Source organism: Gordonia sp. DT30, from assembly GCF_049844915.1.
Lineage (GTDB): Bacteria > Actinomycetota > Actinomycetes > Mycobacteriales > Mycobacteriaceae > Gordonia.
Window position 1 is genome coordinate 41,039 of the sequence record NZ_JBNCLY010000015.1, and the last position, 9,231, is coordinate 50,269.

A 9,231-nucleotide genomic window follows, 5' to 3' on the forward strand; every position below is an offset into this window, starting at 1 on the left:
CAGCGCGCGAGGAGACCGGGGCGGTGCCCGCCGCCGGGCGGGCAGGGGGACGAACGGACCGTGCACGGATGCGCGGGGCGATCGTGATCGGTGTGGTGTTGATCGTGGCCTGCGTGTCGGCGGTCGTCGGCATGCGTGCACTCGGTGGCGGCGGTGATCCGTTGTCACGCGCGGTCGGTGGACTGGTGCCCTCGGCGCGGCCGTCATTTCCGGCCGTCGACACCACGGGTCTTTCGCCACAGCGTCGCCGCATCATCGACGTGGTGCGGGCGCAGTACGCACGCAACGCGCCGGGGACGACGTACTCCGGTGGTGCCGAGGAGCCGTGGTGCGCGGACTTCGTGAGCACGGTGATGCGCGAATCCGGTGTGCCACTCAACAATCCGAACTCCGGATCGTGGCGGATCCCGGGCGTGGCCACGCTGACGGACTATCTGCACAGCTCTGGGCGGTGGCGGGGACCGGCACATCATCCGCAACCCGGCGACATCGTGGTCTACGACAAACCGAGTCCGCTCGGACAGCACACGAACATCGTGGTCAGTGTGGACGGTGATCAGGTGCGCACCGTCGGCGGCAACGAGGCCGATGGGATCACCTTGCGCACCGCGGCGCTCGCGACGGACCCGGGCCTGCAGGGTTTCGGGATGCCCGGCGCGGGCTGACCGACGTGTCGGGGGCCGCGGTAGGTTGACCCCATGACCGATATCCTCGCCGGCCCCATCGCCGATCGGCACGTCGCACTCGGGGCGAGCTTTGCCGAATTCGGCGGATGGGACATGCCCGTTGCATATTCCGGGACCGTCGCCGAGCACGCCGCGGTGCGCGAGGCGGTGGGCCTCTTCGACGTCAGCCACCTTGGTAAGGCCTCGGTCCGTGGGCCGGGGGCGGCGGCGTTCGTCAACTCCACACTTACCAACGATCTCGGCAAGATCGTGCCAGGCAAGGCGCAATATACGTTGTGCTGCAATGATTCCGGGGGAGTCATCGACGACCTGATCGCCTACCTGGTGGCCGACGACGACGTGTTCCTGGTCCCCAATGCGGCGAACACCGCTGCAGTGGTCGGCGCCCTGGCGGCGGCCGCGCCCGCGGAGATCACGATCACCGACCGCCATCGCGAGTATGCGGTCTTCGCAGTGCAGGGGCCCCGCAGCCCTGAGGTCCTCGCCGCGGTGGGTCTGCCCACCGAGATGGAATACATGGCCTTCGTCGACGCCGAGCTGGCTGCCGGCGGCCGGACGTATCAGGTGCGGGTCTGCCGCACCGGATACACCGGTGAGCGGGGCTACGAGATCCTGCCCCGGTGGTCGGCGGCCGGTCCCGTCTTCGACGCGCTACTCGAACAGGTGCACCGGCTCGGTGGTCTGCCGGCCGGTCTCGGTGCGCGCGACACCCTGCGCACCGAGATGGGCTATGCGTTGCACGGACACGAACTGTCCCCGGAGATCAGCCCCAACCAGGCGCGCAGCGGTTGGGCCGTCGGCTGGGACAAGCCGTCGTTCTTCGGCCGCGCGGCGCTGATCGCGGAGAAGGTCCACGGGCCGGCGCGTCGGCTTTACGGTTTGCGCGCGACCGGTCGTGGCGTGCCGCGCGCCGGCTGCGACGTGCTTGGTGCCGCGGGCGGTGAGCGCATCGGCGTATGTACCTCCGGGACGTTCTCGCCCACCCTCAAACAGGGAATCGCGTTGGCGCTCATCGACACCACCTCGGCGATCGGGAAGGGCGCCGAGGTCATCGTCGACGTTCGCGGCCGGTCACTGCCCTGCGAGGTCGTCATCCCGCCGTTCGTCGAGTCGCACGTCTAGGATTCGGCCGATCGTGCGCCGCACCTCAACGGAATCGGTTTGCCCGCCGGCGTTACCATGAACCAATGACCTTGCAGTTCACCCGTACCGAGCATCCACACCCGGTGCCGGCGTCGCAGCGCGCGGACATCCTCGCCACTCCCGGCTTCGGCAAATACTTCACCGACAACATGGTGACGGTGGATTACGACGTGGACCGTGGCTGGCATGACGCCAGGGTCACTCCGTACGGGCCGATCGCGCTCGACCCCTCGGCGATGGTGTTGCACTACGGCCAGGAGATCTTCGAGGGACTCAAGGCCTACCGTCAGCCCGATGGATCGGTCGCGGCGTTCCGCCCGGAGGCCAACGGACTGCGCCTGCAGCGGTCGGGGGAGCGGCTGGCGATGCCGCCGCTGTCGGTCGAGGACTTCATCGCATCGCTGCGCGTACTGCTCGATGCGGACAACGAGTGGGTTCCCGCGGCCGGCGGCGAGGAGTCGCTGTACCTGCGCCCGTTCATGTTCGCCGCCCAGGCGGGTCTGGGCGTCAACGCCCCGTCCAATCAGTACCGCTACTGCGTGATCGCCTCGCCTGCCGGCGCCTACTTCTCCGGTGGCATCAAACCGGTCAGTGTGTGGCTGTCCACCGAGTACGTCCGGGCGGCACCCGGTGGGACCGGCTTCGCCAAGTGCGGCGGCAATTACGCCGCGAGTTTCCTCGCCCAGGAGCAGGCCACCGCCAAGGGCTGTGATCAGGTGGTCTGGCTCGACGCCGTCGAACGCCGCTTCATCGAGGAGATGGGCGGGATGAACCTGTTCTTCGTCTTCGGTTCGGGCGCCGACGCCCGGCTGGTCACGCCGGAGCTCACCGGGTCGCTGTTGCCCGGGATCACCCGCGAATCGCTGCTGGCGCTGGCGACCGATGCCGGGTTCGCCGTCGAGGAACGCAAGATCACCACCGAGGAGTTGCGCAAGGGCGTCACCTCCGGCGACATCACCGAGGTGTTCGCGTGCGGCACTGCCGCGGTCATCACCCCCGTCGGCCACGTCAAGAGCGAGACCGACGACTATTCCATCGGTGACGGCACGCCCGGCGAGGTCACCCTGGCGCTGCGCGACACCCTCACCGGCATCCAGCGCGGCAAGTTCGCCGACACCCACGGGTGGATGACCGAGCTGTACCGCAGCTGACGGCCCCGGCGGCTCCCAGTGGGTGGCGCTCAGAGCATCAGTCCGACGAGCATGATCGCGGTCCCCAGCTCGATCACTGCGCCGAGCACGTCGCCCGACAGCCCGCCCATGCGGCGGCCGCAATGGCGGGTGAAGCCCCACGTGAATGCGAGCATGACGACCACGGTGATGGCGGCCCGCAGCAGCGAGCCGCCGTCGGGTGCGCCGGAAGCGTATCCGGTCCTGCCATAGCCGCCGATGAGCGCGGCAACGGCCACGGCCGTCACCGTCCACAGCGCGATCGAGGTGCGTTGGGTGCCGACGACGAGCGCACCGAACCCGTCCGGGTGTGCCGGGCGTTGTGACCACCGGCATGCCACCACAGCCGCGACGCGGGCGGTGCCTATCGCCAAACCCAGCTCCCACCAACGGCTCTGGGTGGTGAGGGTGCCGAATCCGACGATCTCGAGCGCTGCCACCACGACCAGCGTCGCCACCCCGAACGGTCCCACCGTGCCCGACCGCATCACCGCGGCGACCCGTTCGGGTGGCCCATAGCACCCGAGGCCGTCGGCGGTGTCGGCCAGCCCGTCGAGGTGCATGCCGCGCGTGAGGAGGCCGAGTACCGCGACGACGAGCACCCCGATCAGCGCGCTCGGAGCGGCGGTGGCCGACAACCCCCAGGCCGCCAGGGCCGCGACCACCGCGAGTAACGCGCCGACCACCGGCACCGCCGCGATGACCCTGCCGCCCACCTGTCGGTCCGGCGGTGCGTCGGTGAACCGGCGCGGTATGGGCAGAACTGTCAGCCAGCTGACCGCGACAGCGATTGCGCGGATCGGACGCATCGGTGCTATCAGGGGAGCGTGACCGCTTGCGGTGCAGCCGGATCCGATCCGGCCGCCCCATCTGAGGCGGAGTCGGAATCGCTGACGCCGGCCTCGCCGAAGGTCGACATCGACGTCATGACATCGACGGCGGCGATCACCGTCGGCAGTGCGCTCAGCGCGCCGGTGCCCTCACCGAGTCGCATACCGTACGAGTGCAGCGGCTCGAGATCCAGGTGTTCCAGCGCGATGGTGTGGGCCGGCTCGACCGACCGGTGTCCGGCCAGCCACCAGCGGGTGGCGCCCGGCGCCAACTCGACCGCGATCAGCGCGGCTGCCGTCACGACGACACCGTCGAGAATCACCGGCGTCCGGCGCACGGCGGCCTGGGCCAGGAATCCGGCCATGGCAGCGAGATCGGCTCCACCGACAGCGGCCAGCAGGGACAGCGGGTCGTTGCGATGCCGACGGCCGCGGCGCATCCCGTCGCGGATCGCGGCTGTCTTGCGTATCCAGCCCGAATCGTCGATCCCGGTGCCACGCCCGACGACCTCGACCGGCTCGCGCCGGGCCAGGGTGCCGATGATGACCGCGGCGGGCGTGGTGTTGCCGATACCCATGTCGCCGGCGATCAGTAGATCGGCGCCCGAGTCGACGAGATCGTCGACGATGGCCCGCCCGGCGGCGAGCGCACGTCGGGCCTCATCGATCGTCAGCGCGTCGGAGACCCGCAGGTCGTTGCTGGAGCGACGCACCTTGTAGGCCGAGACCTCGGGTGCGGTGTCGGCATCAACGGCCATATCCACCACCTGCACCGTGGCACCGTAGCGGCGGGCGAGGACATTCACGGCCGCTCCGCCGGCGGCGATGTTGGCCACCATCTGCGCGGTCACCTCGGGCGGGTATGCCGACACCCCGCCTTGAGCCACGCCGTGATCGCCCGCGAACACCACCACGGTGGGAGCCTCGAGGGGACGCGGGGGACACGTGCCCTGGCAGGCCGAGATCCACACGCCGAGCTCTTCGAGGCGTCCGAGGGAACCGGCCGGCTTGGTCAATTGCAGCTGGCGCGCGCGGGCCGCCTCGGCGGCCTGCTCATCGGGCGGCACGATCGGGTCGAAGACCTCGGGGATGGCCGGACCGGTGGCGGTGGTCGCGTCGGCAATGGTGCGATCTGCAGCGGTCGGGGTCGCGATCGTCGGATCAGCGGTGGCCGCCGTGGCCGGGACGCGCTCGGTCGTCGTCGAAGCGGCCGCGCCTGCCGCGGCTTCGCTCACCGATGGCGTAGGTGTCGGCACCGACGCCGGTGCCGGTGTCAGCTCCAGCACGCGGCCGGCAACCACCAGCAGTACTCGGTCACACACCGCGGCGATGGCCTCGTTGAGTGCACCGAGTTCTTCTTGGAACAGTCGACCTGCGGGGTTTCCGGCCACCGGAGCCAACCCGACCTCCGGGCTGATCAGGACGAGGTCATCCGTGAATGCTGCTATCGCAGAACATAACTCATTGTTTTCGGCGGTCCGGTCCGGCGGTGGTGATTGCGACCATGCCTGAGTGGCGTCCAGACGTGCGGCGAGCCAGTTGCCCAGGTCGTCGACGAGTGTCGGGGTGTCATGATGCGAGCGCAACTCTTCGGCCAGAGCGATCGTCTCGACCGTCGTGTACCGGGAATCGCGTCGGCGACGATGCCGCTCGACCCGCGCAGTCCACTCCGGATCGGTGGTCAGCGTGGGGCCGGTGGCGATGTATCGCACGGCCACGGCGTCACGCAGCAGTCCCTCACCGTGAGCCGACTTTCCTGACCGGACCCCACCGAGGATCAGGGTCCGGATTCCTCGTGTCGTCATCGCCTCAGACTTCGTCGCCGACGGAGACCTGCGGCTTGGGTGCGCGCATCTTACGCAGCTGCATCGCACGCGTGAAGGCGTACCAGCCCAGTTTCAGTCCGCCATCGGTGCTGTCGGGATAACGCTCATGGGTGCGCTTGCTCACCAGCCGGCCCAGGATCACACCGTCGATCGCCATCAGGACGACGAAGGCCAGCAGCAAGAAGGTCGAGTAGACCGCGATCGCCGGCACGAACATGACAATGATCAGCACCACCGCGAACGGCATGAACAGCCCGGCGAAGTTGCGCCGCGAATCGACCAGATCACGGGTGTAACGACGCACGTCACCCTTGTCGCGCGGCATCAGATAGCGTTCCTCGCCTGCCATCATCCGTTCACGCTGCTCCAGGCGCTGGGAACGACGGTCGGCAGAGACCTGCTTCTTGTCCTCCTTGGTCATCGAGCTCCGCAGTTCCTTCTTGCGGGCCCGGGCCTCGGTTCGCGTCGTCGGCGGTGGCGCGACCGGACCGCGGCGTCGGCGCTCTGCCTCACGGCGCGACGGAGTCGGACGTCCCTTGCTTGGCGTGTACCCGCCGCCCCGCGGCTTCGAGAGATCGACCAAGTCCGTCGAATCGGCGTCGACGGACGTCTCGGCGGCGTCGTCCGCCGGGGTGGAATCGTCCTTGGTCCATGGCAACTTCACATCCCCGAGCCTAGGTGATCCGCGCTGCCGTGATGCGCCGACCTCCCTATACTTGCCCCGCATGACGGATACGGCATTGCACACCCCGATTCGCACCGCGTCCGCGGGGGTGACATGCGTCTCCTGATCGCCCCGGACTCCTTCGGCGACACCCTGACCGCGGTCGAGGCCGCCGACGCGATCGCGCGCGGATGGCTAGCAGCCCGTCCCGATGACGAGGTCGTCCGCGCACCCCAATCCGATGGCGGCCCCGGGTTCGTGTCGGTGCTCGCCGGCAGTTTCGGGACGGTGCATTCCGCGGAGGTGACCGGGCCGCTCGGAGCCGCCGTGACCGCACAATGGCTGCTCGACGACCGGGTTCGCAAGCGGACGGTCGCCTACGTCGAAGGCGCGCAGGCGTGCGGTCTGCACCAGCTCGGTGGCCGCCCCACGCCACGCACCGCAACGGCCGCCGACACATTCGGTGTCGGTCAACTCGTCGACGCGGCACTGCGTGCGGGCGCCTCCTCGGTGGTGGTGGGTCTCGGCGGCAGCGCCACCACCGACGGCGGCCGCGGCCTCATCGACGCGCTCGGCGGACCGGAGCACGCCGTGGCGCGGTGTCGCGGAATCGACGTCGTGGCGGCCTCCGACGTGGAGAATCCGCTGCTCGGCGCGTCGGGTGCGGCGACGGTGTTCGGTCCGCAGAAAGGGGCCGACACCGAGACCGTCGGCATCCTCGAGGAACGGATGACCCGGTGGAATCGGGTGCTGGCGCAGATGGCCGGTCGTGACGTCAGCGCCGAACACGGGGCCGGAGCCGCCGGCGGGCTGGGCGCGGCTCTGCTCGCGCTGGGTGGGCATCGGGTGTCGGGGGCATCCGTGGTTGCCGGGGCGACCGACCGGGACGCGCAGATCGCGACGGCTGACCTGCTCATCACCGGGGAAGGCAGATTCGACAGCCAGACCCTGCGCGGCAAGGTCGTTTCCGCGCTGAACGCCACCGCCCGCGCCGCCTCGGTGCCCACCATGGTGGTGGCCGGCCAGGTCACGCTCGGCGCCCGTGAGATAGCCGAAGCCGACATCGCCGCGGCCTACTCGATCGTCGACCACGCCGGGTCGATACAGCTGGCGATGGACGATGCGGGCAATCAGCTCACCCAGATGGTCCGCGGGATCGCCGCGGGCTGGGTGTGAGTGTCGGCGACTTCACCGCCGATGGTCGAATCGGGTGGGGCGGGAATACGCGTACAAGGGGTACCGTTGAAGCCGACCGTACAAATGTGCGTCCCCGCGCGTGAGCCGGGGGCCGACCGCAACCGGCCCAATCGAGCCGGCCTCGACCAGCACGGAGGAACATCGATGACTGTGCAGAACGAATCCGGCACCGTGACCACCACCGGAATCATCCTGACCGACGCCGCCGCGTCCAAGGCGAAGACGCTTCTGGATCAGGAAGGCCGCGACGACCTGTCGCTGCGCATCGCCGTACAGCCCGGCGGCTGCGCGGGACTGCGTTACCAGTTGTTCTTCGACGACCGCAGCCTCGACGGCGACGTCATCGCCGACTTCGGCGGCGTCAACCTCGCGGTCGACCGCATGAGCGCTCCCTACGTGCAGGGCGCGACCATCGATTTCGTCGATACCATCGAGAAGCAGGGCTTCACCATCGATAATCCGAACGCGACGGGTAGCTGCGCCTGCGGCGACTCGTTCAACTGACTTCCCGTCGCACGCCGACGCCGGATCAGCCACATCCGACCGCATTCCCGTACTCCGGGGATGCGGTCGGATGCTTTTATGAGTCGGTCGGTAGCGTGAGAGGCCGTTACCGCCGAGGAGATGAAGGGCTGAATCCCCCGTGACCATCTATGTATGTGGCTCGATCGCAACCGACCATCTGATGAAATTCCCCGGCAAGTTCTCCGAACAGTTGCTCAGCGACCAACTCGACCACATCTCATTGAGCTTCCTCGCCGAAGACCTCGTGGTCCGGCGCGGAGGAGTCGGCGGCAACATCTGTTACGCGATGGGCGAGCTCGGCGGTGCTCCCGTGCTTGTCGGGTCGGTCGGCGCCGACTTCGACGACTACCGCGGGTGGCTGGAAACGCACGGTGTCGACTGCCGGGCGGTCCGCGTATCCACTCAGCATCAGACAGCGCGCTTCACCTGCACCACCGACGAAGCGATGGCGCAACTGGCCTTCTTCTACCCCGGCGCGATGAGTGAAGCCCGCGACATCAAACTCGCCGACCACGACGCCGCAAACGCCGAGCTGGTGCTGATCGGTGCCGACGACCCAGAGGCAATGGTCGCCCACACCGCCGAATGCCGCGACCTGGGCATCCCATTCGCCGCCGACCCCTCACAACAACTCGCACGACTCGACGGCGAATCCGCGCGCAGCCTCATCGAAGGAGCCACCTTCCTGTTCACCAACGAGTACGAATGGGGACTACTGCGCGAGAAAACCGGACTGACCGAGGAACGCGTACGCAACATGGTCGGCACCCGCATCACCACCCTCGGCGCCGGCGGCGTCGAAATCATCCAAAGTGACGGCAGCCGAATTCACGTCCCGGTGGTGCCCGAGAAAGCGAAAGTCGATCCGACCGGTGTCGGCGACGGCTTCCGCGCCGGATTCCTCACCGCCGTCAGCAACGGACTCGGCTTCGAGCGAGCCGCACAACTCGGCTCGATGGTCGCCGTACTCGTGCTCGAAACAGTCTCGACACAAGACTGGACATGGCACCACGACTCGGCCATCGCCCGGATCGCCGACGCCTACGGCACCGACGCCGCACACGAAATCGGCGCCATCTTCTGAGTTGTTGGCGCCGGCTTCGCCGTCGCGTCCGCCGGGCTCTTGGCGCCGGGTCTTCCTCCTCATCGCATCGTCGCTGCGCTCCTCGCTCTTCGTCGTGCAGACCCGAC

At 68.6% G+C, this 9,231-nt stretch carries 9 protein-coding genes; 6 read left to right on the forward strand and 3 right to left on the reverse strand.

What is annotated here, in order from left to right:
• The first annotated feature begins 68 nt into the window (after positions 1-68).
• From ACLQ3C_RS14675 to ACLQ3C_RS14685, 3 genes are all read left to right on the forward strand, one after another.
• On the forward strand, positions 69-665 hold the full coding sequence (locus ACLQ3C_RS14675; protein ID WP_425705875.1) for a CHAP domain-containing protein: 597 nt from the start codon (positions 69-71) through the stop codon (positions 663-665).
• 33 nt (positions 666-698) lie between these two features.
• On the forward strand, positions 699-1,808 hold the full coding sequence (gene gcvT, locus ACLQ3C_RS14680; RefSeq protein WP_425705812.1) for a glycine cleavage system aminomethyltransferase GcvT: 1,110 nt from the start codon (positions 699-701) through the stop codon (positions 1,806-1,808).
• Between the two features lie 65 nt (positions 1,809-1,873).
• Complete coding sequence (locus ACLQ3C_RS14685) at positions 1,874-2,980, forward strand: branched-chain amino acid aminotransferase (RefSeq protein ID WP_425705813.1); 1,107 nt, start codon at positions 1,874-1,876, stop codon at positions 2,978-2,980.
• A 29-nt stretch (positions 2,981-3,009) separates the two neighbouring features.
• Here the strand turns inward: ACLQ3C_RS14685 and ACLQ3C_RS14690 are convergent, their stop codons facing one another.
• The 3 genes from ACLQ3C_RS14690 to ACLQ3C_RS14700 are packed head-to-tail and all read right to left on the reverse strand — an operon-like array spanning position 3,010 to position 6,318.
• Complete coding sequence (locus ACLQ3C_RS14690) at positions 3,010-3,807, reverse strand: adenosylcobinamide-GDP ribazoletransferase (RefSeq protein ID WP_425705814.1); 798 nt, start codon at positions 3,805-3,807, stop codon at positions 3,010-3,012.
• 8 nt (positions 3,808-3,815) lie between these two features.
• A complete protein-coding gene (gene cobT / locus ACLQ3C_RS14695) occupies positions 3,816-5,633 on the reverse strand; it encodes a nicotinate-nucleotide--dimethylbenzimidazole phosphoribosyltransferase (protein ID WP_425705815.1) in 1,818 nt (605 codons plus the stop codon).
• 4 nt (positions 5,634-5,637) lie between these two features.
• Positions 5,638-6,318: a DUF3043 domain-containing protein gene (locus ACLQ3C_RS14700; RefSeq protein ID WP_425705816.1), complete on the reverse strand. Its 681-nt coding sequence runs from the start codon at positions 6,316-6,318 to the stop codon at positions 5,638-5,640.
• Between the two features lie 114 nt (positions 6,319-6,432).
• Here ACLQ3C_RS14700 and ACLQ3C_RS14705 point away from each other — a divergent pair, with 114 nt between their 5' ends.
• The 3 genes from ACLQ3C_RS14705 to ACLQ3C_RS14715 all read left to right on the forward strand — a co-directional run bounded on the left by ACLQ3C_RS14705 (position 6,433) and on the right by ACLQ3C_RS14715 (position 9,124).
• A complete protein-coding gene (locus ACLQ3C_RS14705) occupies positions 6,433-7,494 on the forward strand; it encodes a glycerate kinase (RefSeq protein ID WP_425705817.1) in 1,062 nt (353 codons plus the stop codon).
• A gap of 165 nt (positions 7,495-7,659) precedes the next feature.
• On the forward strand, positions 7,660-8,019 hold the full coding sequence (locus ACLQ3C_RS14710) for a HesB/IscA family protein (RefSeq protein ID WP_425705818.1): 360 nt from the start codon (positions 7,660-7,662) through the stop codon (positions 8,017-8,019).
• 139 nt (positions 8,020-8,158) lie between these two features.
• Complete coding sequence (locus ACLQ3C_RS14715; RefSeq protein ID WP_425705819.1) at positions 8,159-9,124, forward strand: carbohydrate kinase family protein; 966 nt, start codon at positions 8,159-8,161, stop codon at positions 9,122-9,124.
• Positions 9,125-9,231 lie beyond the last annotated feature (107 nt).

Excerpts from the sequence above, each read along its gene's own strand:
- ACLQ3C_RS14675 (WP_425705875.1), top strand. The coding sequence starts at position 69 with ATGCGCGGGGCGATCGTGATCGGTGTGGTGTTGATCGTGGCCTGCGTG.
- gcvT (WP_425705812.1), top strand. The coding sequence starts at position 699 with ATGACCGATATCCTCGCCGGCCCCATCGCCGATCGGCACGTCGCACTC.
- ACLQ3C_RS14685 (WP_425705813.1), top strand. The coding sequence starts at position 1,874 with ATGACCTTGCAGTTCACCCGTACCGAGCATCCACACCCGGTGCCGGCG.
- ACLQ3C_RS14690 (WP_425705814.1), bottom strand. The coding sequence starts at position 3,807 with ATGCGTCCGATCCGCGCAATCGCTGTCGCGGTCAGCTGGCTGACAGTT.
- cobT (WP_425705815.1), bottom strand. The coding sequence starts at position 5,633 with ATGACGACACGAGGAATCCGGACCCTGATCCTCGGTGGGGTCCGGTCA.
- ACLQ3C_RS14705 (WP_425705817.1), top strand. The coding sequence starts at position 6,433 with ATGCGTCTCCTGATCGCCCCGGACTCCTTCGGCGACACCCTGACCGCG.
- ACLQ3C_RS14710 (WP_425705818.1), top strand. The coding sequence starts at position 7,660 with ATGACTGTGCAGAACGAATCCGGCACCGTGACCACCACCGGAATCATC.